The 17077-nt window shown below is 52.5% G+C and carries 15 protein-coding genes; 9 read left to right on the top strand and 6 right to left on the bottom strand.

What is annotated here, in order from left to right; genetic code table 11:
* Positions 1–147 precede the first annotated feature (147 nt).
* A complete protein-coding gene (locus tag DUE52_RS07255; RefSeq protein WP_114405321.1) occupies positions 148–1224 on the top strand; it encodes a hypothetical protein in 1077 nt (358 codons plus the stop codon).
* 12 nt (positions 1225–1236) lie between these two features.
* Positions 1237–2733 (top strand): MBOAT family O-acyltransferase, encoded by a 1497-nt coding sequence (locus tag DUE52_RS07260; RefSeq protein ID WP_114405322.1) that lies wholly within the window; start codon positions 1237–1239, stop codon positions 2731–2733.
* Between the two features lie 189 nt (positions 2734–2922).
* Here DUE52_RS07260 and DUE52_RS07265 read toward each other — a convergent pair whose 3' ends face one another.
* Together DUE52_RS07265 and DUE52_RS07270 are read right to left on the bottom strand one after the other, a co-directional pair.
* Entirely contained in the window at positions 2923–3285 is a 363-nt protein-coding gene (locus DUE52_RS07265) for a winged helix-turn-helix transcriptional regulator (RefSeq protein WP_114405323.1), read from the bottom strand.
* Between the two features lie 87 nt (positions 3286–3372).
* Positions 3373–3729: a VOC family protein gene (locus DUE52_RS07270; RefSeq protein WP_114405324.1), complete on the bottom strand. Its 357-nt coding sequence runs from the start codon at positions 3727–3729 to the stop codon at positions 3373–3375.
* 185 nt (positions 3730–3914) lie between these two features.
* Between DUE52_RS07270 and DUE52_RS07275 the strand changes: the two genes are divergently transcribed.
* The 5 genes from DUE52_RS07275 (at position 3915) to DUE52_RS32345 (ending at position 7563) form a co-directional block, all read left to right on the top strand.
* Complete coding sequence (locus tag DUE52_RS07275; RefSeq protein ID WP_114405325.1) at positions 3915–5054, top strand: amidohydrolase; 1140 nt, start codon at positions 3915–3917, stop codon at positions 5052–5054.
* Between the two features lie 194 nt (positions 5055–5248).
* Positions 5249–6127 carry a c-type cytochrome gene (locus tag DUE52_RS07280; RefSeq protein ID WP_114405326.1) on the top strand — a complete coding sequence of 293 codons (879 nt, stop codon included), beginning with the start codon at positions 5249–5251 and terminating at the stop codon, positions 6125–6127.
* Positions 6128–6211: 84 nt separating this feature from the next.
* The gene (locus DUE52_RS07285) at positions 6212–6931 is read left to right on the top strand and encodes a glucosamine-6-phosphate deaminase (RefSeq protein ID WP_114405327.1); all 720 of its coding nucleotides are present in this window, start codon (positions 6212–6214) and stop codon (positions 6929–6931) included.
* Positions 6932–6943: 12 nt separating this feature from the next.
* Positions 6944–7390, top strand: a complete 447-nt coding sequence (locus tag DUE52_RS07290; protein ID WP_114405328.1) for a DUF6934 family protein — start codon at positions 6944–6946, stop codon at positions 7388–7390.
* 11 nt (positions 7391–7401) lie between these two features.
* Complete coding sequence (locus DUE52_RS32345) at positions 7402–7563, top strand: hypothetical protein (RefSeq protein ID WP_165840883.1); 162 nt, start codon at positions 7402–7404, stop codon at positions 7561–7563.
* Between the two features lie 162 nt (positions 7564–7725).
* On the opposite strand, the gene DUE52_RS07295 is transcribed toward DUE52_RS32345, so the two are convergent.
* From DUE52_RS07295 to DUE52_RS07310, 4 genes are all read right to left on the bottom strand, one after another.
* Positions 7726–8907: a peroxiredoxin family protein gene (locus DUE52_RS07295; protein WP_114405329.1), complete on the bottom strand. Its 1182-nt coding sequence runs from the start codon at positions 8905–8907 to the stop codon at positions 7726–7728.
* 52 nt (positions 8908–8959) lie between these two features.
* On the bottom strand, positions 8960–10129 hold the full coding sequence (locus tag DUE52_RS07300; protein WP_114405330.1) for a M56 family metallopeptidase: 1170 nt from the start codon (positions 10127–10129) through the stop codon (positions 8960–8962).
* A 1-nt stretch (position 10130) separates the two neighbouring features.
* Positions 10131–10496 (bottom strand): BlaI/MecI/CopY family transcriptional regulator, encoded by a 366-nt coding sequence (locus DUE52_RS07305; protein ID WP_114405331.1) that lies wholly within the window; start codon positions 10494–10496, stop codon positions 10131–10133.
* A 218-nt stretch (positions 10497–10714) separates the two neighbouring features.
* Positions 10715–12643: a hypothetical protein gene (locus DUE52_RS07310; RefSeq protein ID WP_114405332.1), complete on the bottom strand. Its 1929-nt coding sequence runs from the start codon at positions 12641–12643 to the stop codon at positions 10715–10717.
* 223 nt (positions 12644–12866) lie between these two features.
* Here DUE52_RS07310 and DUE52_RS07315 point away from each other — a divergent pair, with 223 nt between their 5' ends.
* Both DUE52_RS07315 and uvrA read left to right on the top strand, forming a co-directional pair.
* A complete protein-coding gene (locus tag DUE52_RS07315; RefSeq protein WP_114405333.1) occupies positions 12867–13934 on the top strand; it encodes a ferredoxin--NADP reductase in 1068 nt (355 codons plus the stop codon).
* 242 nt (positions 13935–14176) lie between these two features.
* Complete coding sequence (gene uvrA, locus DUE52_RS07320; protein WP_114405334.1) at positions 14177–17068, top strand: excinuclease ABC subunit UvrA; 2892 nt, start codon at positions 14177–14179, stop codon at positions 17066–17068.
* Positions 17069–17077 lie beyond the last annotated feature (9 nt).

Consider the following 17077-nt stretch of genomic DNA (forward strand, 5'->3'; position numbering starts at 1 on the left):
TATTCTCTTCAAAACATCATTTCCAAGACAAAATCTGGCAATATTCTTCGATGTTCGACCAATTAATAAATAACCCACCCGTTTCAAAACCGTCTTTTGTAAATTATACCGAACAAGCTGATACACAATACGATAAACTTCACACAAATGACCCCACTTCTAAAATCGAGCCTTTTGACGCTGGCTCTGGTTCTGACGTTTGTCGTCGGCTGGGAACTGTACTGGCGCAGTCAAAACCTCGGGCTTTCCTACAACGACGATGAAAGCCTGTGGGCGCACACCCGGAAAGAGATTTATCGGAGCAGTCCGTCGAGGCCGGTGATCATTGGCTCGTCGCGCGTCAAGTTCGACCTCGATCTGGCGACCTGGGAAGCCACAACCGGCGAAAAACCGATCCAACTGGCGCTGGCCGGTACGGCGCCCCGGCCTTTGCTGACGGATCTGGCCAATGATCCAAAGTTCAAAGGGACGCTCATCATTGGCGTTACCGAAGTCCTTTTCTTCGCCCCCGACGGTTCTTTTCCCGAACGGGAGGCCACGAAACGGGTTAACTTTTACCCCAAGTGGTCGCTCTCCCAGCAGATCAGTTTCCACATCAACCGGGTGCTGGAACCCTGGCTGTATTTTCTGGATGAAGAACGGCTGGCCCTGCGCCCCCTGCTGACCGACCTACCGATTCCGCCCCGCCCCGGCACCTGGGGTGGCCCGAAATTTCCAAAAGAATTTTCGATCATCCAGTCCGACCGGCAGGAAGTCATGACGGATGCGATGGTGGCCGACACCGCCATTCAGCATCAAGTGCAGGCGGTTTGGGTGGACATTGGCGCCCACAGCCCAAAGCAAACCATGCCGGATGCGATGGTTACGGGCATTATGAACTCCGTCAAGAAGTCGGTAGACCAGATTCGGGCGCGGGGTGGTCAAGTGGTTTTTGTCCGGATGCCTTCGGACGGCCCCTTCTACGAAGCCGAAAAAATGAGCCACCCGCGGGAAAAATACTGGGATCGGCTGCTGGCGCATACCCGGACGCCCGGTATCTATTTTGCGGATTACCCGGCATTGTCCAAATACCGCTGCCCGGAATGGTCGCACCTGGCGCCAAAAGATGCGGTCACCTTTACGCAGGATTTCATCCCGATTCTGAAGCAGAAAACCGGCTGGCCCATCACAATCCGGTCCACTCCAAAGCCCGCCCTTACGGCTTCCCTTCCTCCCCACCCATAGCTCAAAACGATCATGGTTTTCAACTCCTACAGTTTCGCCCTCTTCTTCGTTCTGCTCCTGGTGCTGCACAACCTGCCCTTGCCCTGGAAGGCGAAAAAGATCAATTTACTGCTGGCCAGTTACTTATTTTACGCCCTCTGGAATCCGCCGTTCATTCTGCTGCTCTGGATTTCGACGGTGGTGGATTTCTACATGGCCCGGCTGATTGCCCGTGAGCAACGGTCTGCACCCCGTAAACTCCTCCTGACCGTCAGCCTGCTGCTGAATCTGGGCATGTTGAGCTACTTTAAATACGGCGGTTTTTTGCTGGAAAACTTTACGGCTTTACTATCGGCGATGGGCATTGCCTTCCACGCGGCCCAACCCGATATAATCCTACCGGTCGGTATTTCGTTTTACACCTTCGTAACGCTTTCGTACACGCTGGATGTCTACCGTCGGAAAGCCGAACCCGAACCGTCTTTTCTGAATTTTGCGCTGTTCGTTACGTTTTTTCCGCACCTGGTTGCGGGGCCGATTGTCCGGCCCGAAGACCTGATTCCGCAGTTTAAGGAACCCCACCGCGCCACCACCCAACAGATGACCTGGGGGCTTTTTCTGCTGTCGCTCGGCCTGTTCATGAAAGTGGTCGTTGCCGATACGCTGCTGGCCGACTCGGCCGATACGGTTTTTGGGGTGCCCTTTCCGGTGCAGCCACTGGATGCCTGGATGGGTGTGATGGCGTTTTCGGGGCAGATTTTCTGTGATTTTGCGGGCTATTCGACCTGCGCCATCGGCATTTCGCTGTGTCTGGGCTTCGTGCTGCCCGACAATTTCCGGTATCCCTACGCGTCCATCGGATTTTCGGATTTCTGGCGCCGGTGGCACATCACGCTCTCAACCTGGCTGCGCGACTACCTCTACATTCCGCTGGGCGGAAACCGCAAAGGGGCTGCCCGGACCTATATCAACCTGATGATCACGATGTTGCTGGGTGGCTTGTGGCACGGAGCATCCTGGAACTTCGTGATTTGGGGCGGTTTGCACGGTATTTTTCTGTGCGCCGAACGACTGATCCGGGATTGGTCCGGCAAGCGGCAGCGGAATTTTGCCGAACAAAACCGCTCCGGCCAGGTGTTGACCGGAACCGTTGCGCAGGCATCAATGCTGCCGGTTTCGTGGAACGGAAAGCTTGGCAATTTCGGTCTGGCGTTGCTCACGCTGTTTCTGGTCGACATCACCTGGGTGTTTTTCCGCGCCCCCGATTTCGGCAGTGCGATGCGAATTCTGCTGTCTATGTTTGGCGTCATCCCCAACGGAGCGGCCCTGCTCACGTCCCTCGACATTCTGAAAGTCAGTTCGGTCACGGTAATTCTGATGGCCTGTCACTGGGCGATGCGAAATTCGTCGCTGGTGAAACTCGGGGCGCGACTGCCGTGGTGGCTGCTTAGCCTGGTCTGGGCGGGCATGCTGATTTTACTGATTCTGACTCAGAAAAGCAGCAACTCATTCATTTACTTTCAGTTCTGATGACTCGCCCCTAAAGGGCAGGGCTGTTAGGTTCTGCGCTAATTTGCCCCCTAAAGGGGGAGCTTTCTCGCGCTCCCTCTTTAGGGGGCTGGGGGGCAAAAGCGGGGCAAAATGGTCGGCTTGAGTCGACTCTAATTCAAGAACCTAACAGCCCTGCCCTTTAGGGGAACGGGGCAAAATGGGCTTTCATCACCGGGACTGAATACGCGCCCGGTGTTGGATTCCCCATTCCGCCATCGCCTGGATGATGCCGTCCAGCGAACTGCTGTACTCCGTCAATTCATATTCGACCAAAACCGGGGTTTGGGGGTAAACCTGGCGCACGACAAACTCGTTTTGCTCCAGTTCCTTCAGCTCTTTCGAGAGCAATTTAGGCGTGATGCCTTCCACCCGCCGTTGCAGGTCCTTGAACCGCGACGGGCCTTCGGACAAGGCAATGATGATGGGCAATTTCCATTTGCCGTTGAGCACATAGAGCGCATCCCGCACCCCGGCTAAACTGCGCGTGCAGGCACTTTTGGTATGAATGACCTTCTCTTTTTGCTTGACCATAACCGCCAGGACTGTTTAGAAATACCGGTATCCGTCTGGAGTCTGGTATCTTTTCGATAGCAAAAATAGGGATTTAACAGGAAGTTTCTACTCCGCAAATTGCAACAACTCGATGCGGTTATCAAACGGATCATGGAAGAAAAACCGCTGCCGCCCGTCGATCTCGGACGAGTAGGTGATCCCGATGCCGTGGTTTTCCAACTGCTGTTTGGCTTCATCCAGATTCGCGATTTCAAAAGCCGGGTGCCGCTTGGAATAGGGCCCGGCGGTTTCTTCGCGAAAATGCAGTTCAATGCCGGCAATCGAAAACCAGAGCGCACCACCGGGATGCTCGCCCGGAACCTCTTTCAGGCCCAGCACATCGCCATAAAATGTTCTCGCTTCTTCTTTTTTTCCTTCCGGAATGGAAATCAGAATGTGGTCTAACCGCTTGAAATGAATCATCGTAATCGCTGTGATTTATGCCCGGCGCAAATCTAGCAATTCACTACGGGATGACACAAATCGTGGTAGGTTTCTTCGTCCTTACCGGGGTTCGTTCCCAATCAAGCCAAAAATGTTGGAATTTTTCAGCCACTTTCCCTACTTTTAACGATCCCGGTTTTTTGAAAATCCATTCCAACGCGCCCATGTCGTCAGAAAAGTCTGCTGCTTTTGTTGAATTCAGACGAGAACTTCACCGTTTTCCGGAGCTTTCCGGGCGGGAATTTGAAACCCAGCGACGGATTAAGGAATTTGTCAGCCGGTTCAATCCGGTTAGCCTGATCGAAGTAGGAAAAACCGGGCTGCTGCTGCAATACGGAGCGGATTCGACCGGGCCGGTAACCCTGATCCGGGCGGACATCGACGCGTTACCGATTCAGGAAGTCAACGAATTTGAACATCAATCCCGCACCGAAGGGATTTCTCATAAGTGCGGACACGACGGCCACGCGGCCATTCTGGCCCGGCTGGCGGCTCATTTGGCCGAAAAACCGTTGCTGAAAGGCCGGGTTTATTTGCTTTTTCAACCCGCTGAAGAAACCGGCGAAGGCGCCAAAGCCGTCCTGGACGACCCCGCCTTTGCCGCAATTCGCCCCGACCGGGTGTTTGCCCTGCATAATTTGCCCGGTTTCGGTTCAGGAACCATCGTGTGCAAACCCGGCCCGTTTACATCAGCCGTTCAAAGCCTGATCGTGACGTTTACGGGCAAAGTATCGCACTCGGCCGAACCCGAAAAAGGCATCAATCCGGCGTATCTGATGGCTGATTTTATCCTAAAAACCAGGCAATTGACGCACCCCGACAGCCGATCCGACGACTTTGCGCTGATCACACCGATTTATACCACACTGGGCGAAAAATCGTATGGCGTGTCGGCGGGTTATGGCGAAGTGCATCTGACGCTTCGCACCCGAACGAGCCAGAACATGGAGCGGCTGACCAAGCAATTGCTCAGCGTTTTGTCGATCCTCAGCGTAGGAACCGGTGTTGAAATAGAAACCGCCATCACGGAGGTCTTTTTTGCCAGTCAGAACGATGCCGATGCGTTTGAGCAGGTCAAAACGAGCGCGTTGAAACTCGGGTATGCGTTCGTGAAAAAACAGGAACCGTTTAAATGGGGAGAAGATTTTGGCCTGTTTACACAGCATTACCAGGGTGCCATGTTCGGGATCGGCGCGGGCGAAAACACCCCGGCTCTGCACAACGACGACTACGATTTTAACGACGACCTGATCGAACCGGCGGCCCGGATGTTCCTGGAATTGATTGACCTTCAGCACAAATAGGTTTACTATAAACTGGAACCGAATAATCAATTAAAAAGCCTCTTTTTACCACTTGCTCAATACTTGTGAGCACCAAACCCATTTGCTTTTAACTTATTGTCAGTTAACTCTTTTCGGGCAGCACAGAAAGGCCGGTTTTCGAAAACCGGGGTTATGGATTACACTACTCACTCCCTTTTAACGTACCATTGATCATGTTCAGGAAAGTATTGAAATGGCTCGGCATTGTCCTTGGCACTGTGTTGGTTTTGCTCCTGGTTTTTTATGCATTCGTCTATTTCCAGACCGAGTCGCGCGCCAACAAGGTATATGAGGTCAAATTGCAGACACTCACCCTTCCAAACGACTCGGCTTCGTATGCGCTGGGCAAACACATTGCCGGCATCCGGGGCTGCGCGGAATGCCACGGTGCCGATTTCAGTGGCAAAGCGTTTTTCGACGCCAGCACCCCGATCGGTATTTTGTATACGTCCAACCTGACCACCGGAAAAGGCGGGATTTCCTATACCGATCAGGACTGGATTCGCGCCTTGCGGCATGGTTTGGGAAAAGACAACAAAACGTTGTGGTTCATGCCGGCACCGGAAGTCAGTGCTCCGCTGTCGAACCGGGATATGGGGGCGTTGATTTATTTCCTGAAGCGTCAGCCACCCGTCGATAAAACCCATCCGGCCAAAGAAGTAAAACCATTGGGGCGGTTTTTAGCGTTTACCGGCGACCTGCCGCTTTTTCCGGCTGAAGTGATCGACCACGAGGCCCAACCCACCGAAAACGTACCGGCCGCGGTGGATGCCGTCTATGGAAAATACCTGGCCGTTACCTGCTCGGGATGCCACGGCCCCAGTTTCAAAGGTGGCCCCGGCCACGGTCCCGGCGAACCGCATATTGCGGACCTGACCCAAACGGGTAAAGTCGGAAAATGGACGTCGGATCATTTTGTTACCGCCATCCGGACGGGTAAAACACCGGATGGGCGCGTGATCAACGATTTTATGCCCTGGAAGTATTTCGCCACCGTGTATACCGACGACGAACTGAAAGCGATTTATTTATACCTGCACGACTTGAAGTAACGGGCAAGAAATAGATTTTGAGTCCTTTGCAGGGAAATAGACCGCTTCGCCGTATTTTAGCGGCCAAACTGCTAAACCCCGCTCATGAACTTCCAGATTTTCGACGATTACGAAACGCTTTCCCGTCATACCGCCCAACACATTGCCGACTTACTGAACCGCAAACCCGATGCCCTGATTTGTGCCGCTTCCGGCGACACGCCCGTGGGTACGTACCGGGCGCTGGTTCAACTGGTGAAAGAAGGAAAAACCAGCGTCGACCGCTGCACGTTTGTGGGTCTGGATGAATGGGTCGGTTTAGGGCCGGAAAGTGAAGGAAGTTGCGCAAATTATCTCCAGCGCGAACTCTTCGGCCCGCTCAACATTCAGTCTAACCAATACCGCCTGTTCGACGCCAAAGCCGATGATCTGGAAGCCGAATGTGAGTCGATGACGCAATTTGTCGATGACCGGGGCGGTTTTGACCTCATTCTGGTGGGCGTTGGTCTGAATGGTCACATCGCATTGAACGAACCGGGAACACCCTTTACCCTGAAAGCCCACGTTTCCGAACTGGCCGAAACGACCATTACGGTCGGGCAAAAATACTTCTCTACCCCCACTCCCCTGACGCTGGGCGTCACCACCGGCCTGCAGCAATTGATGGACGCCCGGGAAGCCATTCTGATTGCCAGCGGCAGCAAAAAAGCACCGGTGATCAAAACCGCTATGGAAGGCCCGGTGACGGAAGACTTTCCCGCCAGCATCATGCAAACGCATCCGAAGGGCTATGTTTGGGTGGATCGGGACGCGGCTGGGGTCTGAAACTGGTAAAAGATGAAGATTGAAAAATACCCACTGAAATCAGAAAGTAGTCTCACTGTATTTGAGTTTGTTAGTGAAGGACCAAATGGCTTGATCCGTAAGTTGATTCAGTTTCAAGAGACCAATCAACAAAATATCTATAATCTGGCCTTTGGTGATAAAAATACAGAGACAGGGGATATTGACGATTTAATTGTTTCAAATAATGGAGATACTGACAAGGTTTTGGCTACAGTTGTTGCCGCATTATATGCTTTTTTCGACAAATACCCTGATGCATTCGTGTATGCGACCGGTAGTACCAATGCCCGAACAAGGCTCTACAGAATGGGAATTACCAGGTTTTACGACGAAATGATTCAGGATTTTGAACTTTATGGTTTGTCAGGAGACGATTTTTTTCATTTTGAAGTTGGTAAAGAGTATTCTGGTTTTTTAGCCCAACGAAAATTTGATTAACTTTCAGTATTATGAAAAATGTTCAGGAAATTAACAGCAGCAAAGCGCCGATTGTGCGGATTGATCCTTCACTAGAGAAGTACCGTGGTAAAGTGCTTTTTCCAGAAAAACTGGAAAAAGCCAATGAAATGCTTAAAACCGCTAAGCTGCCAAATAAGAAACGTGGTAATTAACACGCATTGGTATCTCTTTCAAGATGACCAGAACTCCCCTTCTTTCCAATAATACCGTGGTGGTACCTGGTTTGGGAGTGCTACAAGTTAAGCAGACCCTAACTTTAGATGGGATAGCAATGCCAAAGTACGAACGAACGTCATACCCCGTACATCAAGGCATTACAAATTCTCCTCAATCAGTTTCGCCACGTTTTCCCGCTTGAACTCACCGGAATACAGCACGTTTCCGGTTTTATCGAGCAAGACGACCATCGGAAACATACCGACCCCGTAGCGTTTTGCCACGTCCTGCGCACCGTATAAAAGCGGGTATTCTGGCTGGATTTTCTGTTTAAAAACCGCTATTACTTCTTTCGAATCGTGTGGATTGATGCCCAGTAGCTCGAAACCGTTGGCTTTGTACTGGTTATATAGGGCATTTAAGTCGGGGACAGACGCCACACAATAGCCGCAATTCCGAATCCAGAATTCCAGCAAAACCACTTTCCCTTTCAACTGGTTCAGCGTAATTCCGGTCGTGCGGTCAAAAACCGGCAACGTCCAATCCGGGGCGGTTCGGCCGCGTGGAATGATTTGTAGCTTTTCATCTTCCGGGTTTACCAGCTTGTACTCATTCCGGTAACTGGAAAAATACCAGGACGAATCAGTTGGCAAAACCGTCGCATCGAGGTATTGAAAGCGGGTTTTCGTAAAATCCTGGTTGCGGTTGTTGGACTGCATCACTTCAACGGGCAAATACGTCGCCTTGTCGATCAGCAAACGGTAGCGGATCGATCGGTCTGCCGTAATGGGACGGTAAGCGCCCAGATAATCGATCACTTTCTGTTGCAGGGTGAAGGTTACCGCATAAAAAGGTTTCGCGTCCACCACGGTATCCTGCACGGTTTTAGGAACCGACGCATCCGAAAGAAGCATCGGCAACGCGTTTCGAAAGGTAACCGGGGAATCGTAGAAAAACGAGAGCGACTCAAAATTCCGGCGGGCCGGTTGTCCGGTAACCCGCAACGTCTTGCTTTTCCGGTCGCAGACAAACTGTTCGGTGCCATTAAAAACCGCCAGCATATCCGAACTGTTGAATTGGTATCTGAAACCCAAAACCGGGTTTTCACTGCTAAAATCCAGAAAGCACGCTCCGCTCATCTCGTGGAGGATGCCTTCCGAGACGTAATTCAGTTCCCGGTGATAGTGGTACCGGAGCGTTTTCCGGCCGCTGAGTGCTTGCGAAGTTTTACGAAGTACGTCCTCCGCAGAAACGGTTTCGGACTGTGCCAAACCGGGCGTTTGGGTTGTCATTACCAGAAAAAAGGGCATAAGAATGCCACTGAAAATCAATGATTTCATCGCAGTAGGGAGGAAGGAAGATTATGGAGAAATTTAGAAGTGTTGGAAAAGGTTACTTCAAGCTAGCCAGCGGTTTTTTGGAGGAGTTGTTTGCGGAAAAATGGGGAGAAGCCAGCGCCAGAATTTTTATCTCCTCAATCTGATCGTCCTTTATTTTCACGTAGACATCCATGCCTCTTCCTTCGCTGTTTTTCGAAAAAAGAATCAGTTCAGTTGGCGGTTCCGACCCGGCTTTTCGGTGTTTAAGCTGGATGTTACGGATCAGATTCAGCGTTCCATTGGGCGTATCAATTACCGCAAATGCGTTTTTCGGATCGATTGAAAAGTTTCCGGCATCTGTTGTTATTCCTCGCTCCCAGTTCACTGATGCTCCCGGCATTTTTGACAGAATCAGCGTGATCAAAATCATCAACAGAAGGCTATAACTGGCCATTAATCGTCGCGAAGACGGTTTACGGTTCATCATCCCAATCCGTTTTTTGATGGTCAGTTCGGTGAAATTAGTGGCTAAACTCACCCGCAAACCGCCGATGCGCACCAGCATGTATTGATAGTTTTTAGCATCCAAACCGCTCCGCAGCATTTGCCGATCAACGCCGAATTCCAGATTTTCTTTGATCGCCCGTTTCAGAAACCAGCTCGCCGGATTAAACCAGAAAAAAACCGTACCCAACTCTGCCAGCAAAACATCCAGCGTGTGCCACTCCCGAACGTGAACCCGCTCGTGTTGCAGAATCGGTCCGAGTTCTTCCGCTGAATGTCGGGACGGATTCAGGTAGATGGTTTGCCCGAACGAAAACGGGTTGAAATTTTCGCTGACCGCCCGAAAACGGAAACCCTTGTACGTTGCCGGTTGCGAACACCGGTGAATGCGATAGAGCGACAGCAACTGCACTGCCAGCCGGACTGTCATTATGCCAACGCCGAACCAGAACACGGCCACCAGCCAGATCCAGCTACTTCCGCCGTCGGTTTGCTGCGGAATGGCTTCCCATATTTGCCAATCAATCGTCCGCTGAATCGGTCTAAACAGCGTCTCATTTCTCCGGGCGAGTTCGGCAAAATCGATCAATGGATAGACAACGGAAAAAACCATTCCGAACAGCAGAAACAGGCGATTCAGACCATAAAAGGTCAGCCGACGAAGAACCAGGGAATAGGCCAGAAAAAACAGCAGTAAAGCCGTGTTGGCCTGAAGCAGGTAGGTCAAAACCGGTAGCATCTCAGTCGGATTTGCGCTTTTCAATCATCTCGATAATCTCCTTCAGCTCATCGGCGCTGATCTTCTGGTCTTCAGCAAAAAACGCGACCAGTTCTTTGAAGGAATTCCTGAAATAATCACTCACAAAACCGCTCATGAAACGCTTTTTGTACTCTTCTTCGCTGATCAGTGGCTCGTAGCGATACGTATTGCCCCATTTTTTGCTCTCCAGAAACCCTTTCCGCTCCAGATTCCGAATCGTGGACGCCAGGGTCGTATAGGGCGGACGCGGTTCGGGCAGTTGATCCAGAAAATCTTTGACAAAACCACCCTGGCTTTTCCAGATCACCAGCATGGCTTCTTCTTCCTGTACGCTCAGCTTATTCACATCTACGATTTTTTCGTAAACCTACGAATATTTCGTAAATGTAAAATAAAATGCTAAAAATAAAATTCAGAATTTCCGGAATGATTAGACTAGCCAACGGTTTCCAGTGCTCAAAACCGTTAAAACGGTTTCAATACCGCAACCATCAAACTGTCTGGCGAACCCACGGTTAAAACTGGGGGCTACTATTAACTCCGCACGGATGCAAACATTCATTCCTAATTCCGCTCCACGGTTACCCGGGCACTTCCCGTCGGAATCCCCGTTCCACACGAGCTTTTTAAGGACGTAATCGTGTACTCCGTCGAACTGGTGGGCGCCACCGTCAGCGTATACGGATTGAGAAACGTGCCGTTCACTTGGGTGCCGTCGGAGAGCACAAACGACCAGGGCGGCAATCCATTTTTGAAAGCCACGCGAACTTTAGACGTCTGGCCGGGCCGGATCGTGCCTTCACCCGCCACAACAGCCTGACTCACGTTGGGTGCCAGGATTTTAACCGTCGTTTCGGAACCGGCCACCGCCGGGCTGGTGGAGGCCACCCGCAGCCGAACGGTGTTGAGCGTATCCTTCAGATAGGCCGGACTGATGGCCGCTTTCAAAACTCCGTCTTTGTAGGTGGTCGCCAGATTGACAAACCGCCCGCTGGTGTCGGCCACCTGCACGATGTATTTGTTGTTGGCATAAAATCGCCCCGCCGTCGTGAACGGAACCGTAATTTCGGCACCGTGGCAAATCGTCCGGGCCGACAGGTTGCCGGTGGTGATGGTCGAGGGCGGAATGTTTACCTTCACAAACGCCCGCCCGCTGTATTCGCCAACGCCACAGGCCCCACCCGCTGAGGTAATGGCGTAGGGCGTTGGATTGTTCGGCGTCACGCGGATGGTATGCGGGCTTTTGGCAATGTTGTTTTCGTAGGTGCCATCCGTCAACAGAACAAACCACGGCCCACCTCCGCCAAAATCCACGGTCAGTTCGGCGGTTTTTCCTTCTTCGATCTTCACCGTATCGTTCCGCAAAACCGCCACGGCCTGAGCCGCCACGATCAGATTTTCGGCGTTACTGCTGATCGCGGGTTGCGTGGCCACCACCCGGATTTTGTAGGCTCCTTTGGGCGAAATACCGTAGGGCAGCCGCGCCATCAGCGGACTGGCGGTGCCGGAAGCGGAAATGGTGGTCCAATTGTCGGTAGAATCGGCGAGTTGGGCCACAAAACCGTTCCCGGTCTGGTATTTCCCGGTAGCCGTGAAAGCGACCTGAAAAGGGGTTCCGGTACAAATCCGAAAACCGCCGTTCGGGGCTTTGATGGCAATTTCCGGGTTCGGATTCTCGTTCACATTGACGATAATTTCCCCCGAAACCGTTCCGCTCCCGCAGGGGCCACTGACGTTCACTACTTTGTAAATCGTTGGTTTTTCAGGCGTTACGGTCACTTCATAAGGCGTCGTCATGGTGTTTTGCACTTTCGTTCCGTCCGAGAGCACAAACGACCACGGCCCGTGTCCGCTCAGGGCGATGCGGAATGTAGCGGGTTGGCCCGGCAAAACCGTTACGGCATTGCTGCCGTCGGCCAGTTCGATGCGGGCACCTGGAGCGGGTAACACCCGAAGCGCCTGCGCCGTGCCGTTGACCACCGGATTGGTGGAAGCGACCCGCAGCGTATACCGGCTTCCAGCCTCCGTTGTGACCGGAATCACGCCCGCCAGCGTTCCGTTGCCAAACGGCCCGGCTTTGGCGGGTTCGCTCAGATTGGTCACTTTTCCGGTTGCATCGACCAGTTGGAGAACAAATTGATTATCCGGCGAAAACCGCCCGCCCGACGAGGTATACGGCACCGAAACCGGCGATCCGGCACAAACCGCCAGGCCGTTCAGGTCACCCGTTAGCACTTCCGGCAGCGCCACTTTATGGCTGTCGGCCTGGGCGCGCATAGCCGCCGAGTCGATGCGCATGGTGGTATCGCGCTGAAAAATGGCTTTGTAGAGACTGTCTTTCAGGTACTTTTCAATCAGCGTGTCCTTCCGGATTTCAATCAACGTATCGGCAACGGCACGGGGTTGACGGGTTCGTTGTTCCACTCCCGACGCGCCAAGGGTCAAAAACCCAACGACCCCCAAAACGATACTCAGCAACGTAAATTTATTCATGCATGTGTGGTTCAGCTTCAAAACTTGGTGTTCTTTCCGATTGGGTTGACGAACTTTGCATTTTACCCTTAAATCTCCTGAAAGAGACTTGGACGCAAAACCTCCGGGTCCGGAAGTCCCCTTCAGGGGATTTAGGGGTAAAACGATAACCGTTTTCGAAATGCAAAGTTCGTTAACTATAACGGAAAGTTTGCAGACCCTGGTACAAAGTTAACACGCTCGCATGAACGAGGAATTGATTCACCTTCAGGTATCCGAAATAATTCAGGAAACGCCTGACACGAAAACGCTTCTTTTACAACCCACCGACGGGCAACCTGTTCCGTATCGGGCGGGGCAGTTTCTAACGCTTCTCTTCCACCACCTCGGCCACGAAGTCCGGCGGTCCTATTCATTGAGTTCAACGCCCGGTGGTGATCCGGCAGAACCGTTGAGCCTGACGATCAAACGCGTAGAAAACGGCGAAATTTCCCGGTATCTGCTTGATCATCTGCGGGTCGGCGATACGCTCAGCAGTTTGCCACCAACGGGCCGGTTTACGCTGGAAACCGATCCCAATCAGCAACGGGACCTGGTGCTGATTGGGGCCGGAAGCGGCATTTCGCCCCTGTACGGTATTTTGAAACAGGCCCTGCGTGATGAACCGAAAAGCCACATTACGCTGCTGTATTGCAATACCAGCGAACGGAATATCATTTTCTACCATCAACTGGAAGCCTTACGGAAACAGTACCCGGACCGGTTTCAGTTGATCCACCTGCTCAGCCAGCCGGAGGACGATTGGCGAAAAGCGGGTAACATCCGGCGGGGTCGATTGAACAACTGGCTGCTGGAAACCATGCTGCCCGAGTTGGTTCGTTTTGAACGCGACAAAGCCCATTGGTACGTTTGCGGACCGTTTGGATTCATGCGGATGGTGCAGTTTACGCTGGTGTATGCGGGCATTCGGCTCGATCACATCAAGAAAGAAAATTTTGTAATCGAACCCGTTACGAGAACGCCACCGCCCGAGCTGGCGCGCGACCACCGGATGTTGCTGCGGTATCGCGGAACAGACTACGACATCGACGTACCAGCTTACAAATCCATTCTGCAAGCGGCTCTGGATCACGGCATTCCGTTGCCGTATAGCTGTAAAGGCGGCCGGTGTTCAAGCTGTGCGGCCCGGCTGAAAGCGGGAGAAGTTCACATGACCATCAACGATGTGCTGACGGAACGCGACCTGGCCAACGGCTGGGTGCTAACCTGCACGGGCTATCCGGCGTCGGAAGGTTTGGTGCTGGATGCCTAACCGCTGTCAGGGTCTTCGACCGCTGACAGGGTTAGACTTCCAGCACCAAACCACTCCTTTTACTTTTACCGGTTAGAAACTTCATCCCTGAATTTTCTGTTAGATTTAAGAATAGGCCTTTCGCTTGCCGCCCCTAAATCCCCTAAAGGGGACTTTTGGAATCCGGATTGATCGCGTCCAAGTCCCCTTTAGGGGATTTAGGGGCGGCAAGCGAAAGGCTAGAAGAATAAGGCTATCACAACGTGACAGAAAACAACGCTTCCGCCCCAAACACCGGGCTTACAGACATTGACCTGACGGGCTACGAACAGATTGAGGTATTGGGTGCCCGCGAACACAACCTGAAAAACATTGATGTTACCATTCCCCGCAACAAACTGGTGGTGGTAACTGGTATCAGCGGCAGCGGCAAATCGTCGCTGGCCTTCGATACCATTTATGCCGAGGGACAACGCCGGTACATGGAGAGTTTCTCCGCCTATGCCCGCTCGTTTCTTGGTAATATGGAGCGGCCCGACGTCGATAAAATCAACGGGTTGAGCCCGGTTATTTCCATCGAGCAAAAAACAACCTCCAAAAACCCCCGTTCCACCGTTGGCACGACCACCGAAATCTACGACTTTCTGCGGCTGCTATATGCCCGCGCCGGTGAAGCCTTTTCGTATGTCACGGGCCGAAAAATGGAGCGGCAATCGCAGGATCAGATCATCGACACCATTCTGACGCATTATGCCAATAAAAAGCTGACCCTGCTGGCACCCATCGTGCGGGGTCGGAAAGGGCATTACCGCGAACTATTCGTACAGATTGCCAAGTTGGGTTACGCCAAAGTGCGCGTCGATGGCGAGGTGCAGGACATCGTGCCGAAGATGCAGCTCGACCGGTATAAAGTCCACGATGTCGAGATCGTGATCGACCGGATTGTTCCGAAACCGGAAGACCGGTACCGGCTCAGTCAGTCGGTGCAAACGGCTTTGAAACAGGGCAAAGGGGCCATGCAGATTCTGGATGAGAAAAACCACCTGACGTATTTTTCCCAAAACCTGATGGACCCGGAATCGGGCATTAGCTACGACGAGCCGTCGCCCAATACGTTTTCGTTCAATTCTCCCTACGGAGCCTGCCCGGTTTGTAACGGATTGGGGGTTATTGAAGAAATTACGGAAGAATCAGTGATTCCCAACAAAGCATTGAGTATCAGCCGGGGCGCCATTGCTCCCCTCGGTGAATACCGGGAACTCTGGTTTTTTCGGGAGATCGAAGTCATCCTGAAAAAATACAAACTGAGCCTAACGACACCGGTTGAAAAATACCCGGCGGATTTGCTACATGCGCTGCTCTACGGAACGGAAGACGAATCGACCATGCCGTCGAAAAAACATCCGGGAGAAGACTACTATAATTTCAAATTCGAGGGCGTCATCACCTTCCTGAAACGCCAGCAGGAAAGCGCTGATTCGGCGGGTCGTTCCGACAAAATTCAGGAATGGCTGAAGGATTTCACGGTGATCAAAACCTGCCCGGAATGCGAAGGCGCGCGCTTGAAAAAAGAATCGCTGTACTTTCGGCTGGATACCAAAAACATCTCCGAACTGGCCCGGATGGACATTTCGGAACTGGCCGTCTGGATGACGGATCTGGAAAGCCGCCTTTCCAATCGCCAGAATGTGATTGCCAAAGAGATTCTGAAAGAAATCCGCAAACGGATCGGCTTTTTGCTGGACATCGGTTTGGATTACCTGATGCTCGACCGACCGCTGCGCACGCTCTCGGGCGGAGAAGCCCAACGCATTCGGCTGGCCACGCAGATTGGCACCCAATTGGTTGGTGTTCTGTACATTATGGACGAACCCAGCATCGGTTTGCACCAGCGTGACAACGTCAAATTGATCGACTCGCTGAAAAACCTGCGCGATCTGGGCAATACGGTTTTGGTGGTGGAACACGACAAGGACATGATGCTGGAGTCGGACTACATCCTGGACATTGGCCCGGGAGCCGGTCGGCACGGCGGTCAGGTCGTCGGAGCCGGAACACCGGAACAATTCCTGAAAAACGGCAGCACGACGGCGGCTTACCTGAGCGGGCGCCGGGCGATTGAAGTGCCGAAGGAACGCCGGAAAGGGAATGGAAATCAGTTAGTAATCAAGGGTGCCACGGGGCATAACCTGAAAAATGTAACCATGAAATTGCCGCTCGGGCAGATGGTTTGCATCACGGGCGTGTCGGGCAGCGGTAAATCGTCGCTGATTCACGAAACGCTGTTTCCAGTCTTGAACAAGCATTTTTACAAGTCGAAACGCGAGGCTCTGCCCTTCAAATCGGTCGAAGGCCTGGAGCAGTTGGATAAGGTAATCGAGGTGGACCAGTCGCCGATTGGCCGGACACCCCGTTCCAATCCCGCGACCTATACAGGCATGTTTTCCGACATCCGCAGCCTGTTTGCCGAACTGCCTGAAGCCAAAATCCGGGGGTATAAGCCGGGGCGGTTTTCGTTCAACGTCAAAGGCGGTCGGTGTGAAGAGTGCGAGGGCGCGGGGATGAAGAAAATCGAAATGGAATTTTTGCCGGATGTCCACGTCATGTGCGAAACCTGCAAAGGCAAACGCTTCAACCGCGAAACGCTGGAGGTACGGTTCAAGGGCAAATCCATCGCCGACGTGCTGGATATGACCGTTGAGCAGTCGCTGGAGTTTTTTGCCAGCCAGCCGAAGATCCTGCGAAAAGTACAAACGTTGAACGATGTCGGATTGGGCTATATTACCCTTGGCCAACACGCCACGACGCTGTCGGGCGGGGAAGCGCAACGGGTGAAACTGGCGGAAGAACTCTCGAAGAAGGATACCGGCAAAACCATGTACATCCTCGACGAGCCCACCACCGGCCTTCATTTTCAGGACATTTCCCACCTGCTCGACGTGCTGAACAAACTGGCGGACAAAGGCAACACGGTTTTGATCATCGAACACAACCTGGATGTGATCAAAGTCTCCGACCACGTCATCGATTTGGGTCCGGAAGGGGGCAACAAAGGCGGTTACATCATCGCAGAAGGAACGCCGGAGAAAGTCGCTAAAACGAAAGGAAGCTATACCGGGAAGTTTTTGGCTGCGGAGTTGGGAATGTTAAAGTAAAAGGTCTAA

Origin of the sequence: Larkinella punicea, from assembly GCF_003334855.1 — a bacterium.
Classification (GTDB): domain Bacteria; phylum Bacteroidota; class Bacteroidia; order Cytophagales; family Spirosomataceae; genus Larkinella; species Larkinella punicea.

Excerpts from the sequence above, each read along its gene's own strand:
- DUE52_RS07255 (WP_114405321.1), top strand. The coding sequence starts at position 148 with ATGACCCCACTTCTAAAATCGAGCCTTTTGACGCTGGCTCTGGTTCTG.
- DUE52_RS07260 (WP_114405322.1), top strand. The coding sequence starts at position 1,237 with ATGGTTTTCAACTCCTACAGTTTCGCCCTCTTCTTCGTTCTGCTCCTG.
- DUE52_RS07265 (WP_114405323.1), bottom strand. The coding sequence starts at position 3,285 with ATGGTCAAGCAAAAAGAGAAGGTCATTCATACCAAAAGTGCCTGCACG.
- DUE52_RS07270 (WP_114405324.1), bottom strand. The coding sequence starts at position 3,729 with ATGATTCATTTCAAGCGGTTAGACCACATTCTGATTTCCATTCCGGAA.
- DUE52_RS07275 (WP_114405325.1), top strand. The coding sequence starts at position 3,915 with ATGTCGTCAGAAAAGTCTGCTGCTTTTGTTGAATTCAGACGAGAACTT.
- DUE52_RS07280 (WP_114405326.1), top strand. The coding sequence starts at position 5,249 with ATGTTCAGGAAAGTATTGAAATGGCTCGGCATTGTCCTTGGCACTGTG.
- DUE52_RS07285 (WP_114405327.1), top strand. The coding sequence starts at position 6,212 with ATGAACTTCCAGATTTTCGACGATTACGAAACGCTTTCCCGTCATACC.
- DUE52_RS07290 (WP_114405328.1), top strand. The coding sequence starts at position 6,944 with ATGAAGATTGAAAAATACCCACTGAAATCAGAAAGTAGTCTCACTGTA.
- DUE52_RS32345 (WP_165840883.1), top strand. The coding sequence starts at position 7,402 with ATGAAAAATGTTCAGGAAATTAACAGCAGCAAAGCGCCGATTGTGCGG.
- DUE52_RS07295 (WP_114405329.1), bottom strand. The coding sequence starts at position 8,907 with ATGAAATCATTGATTTTCAGTGGCATTCTTATGCCCTTTTTTCTGGTA.
- DUE52_RS07300 (WP_114405330.1), bottom strand. The coding sequence starts at position 10,129 with ATGCTACCGGTTTTGACCTACCTGCTTCAGGCCAACACGGCTTTACTG.
- DUE52_RS07310 (WP_114405332.1), bottom strand. The coding sequence starts at position 12,643 with ATGAATAAATTTACGTTGCTGAGTATCGTTTTGGGGGTCGTTGGGTTT.
- DUE52_RS07315 (WP_114405333.1), top strand. The coding sequence starts at position 12,867 with ATGAACGAGGAATTGATTCACCTTCAGGTATCCGAAATAATTCAGGAA.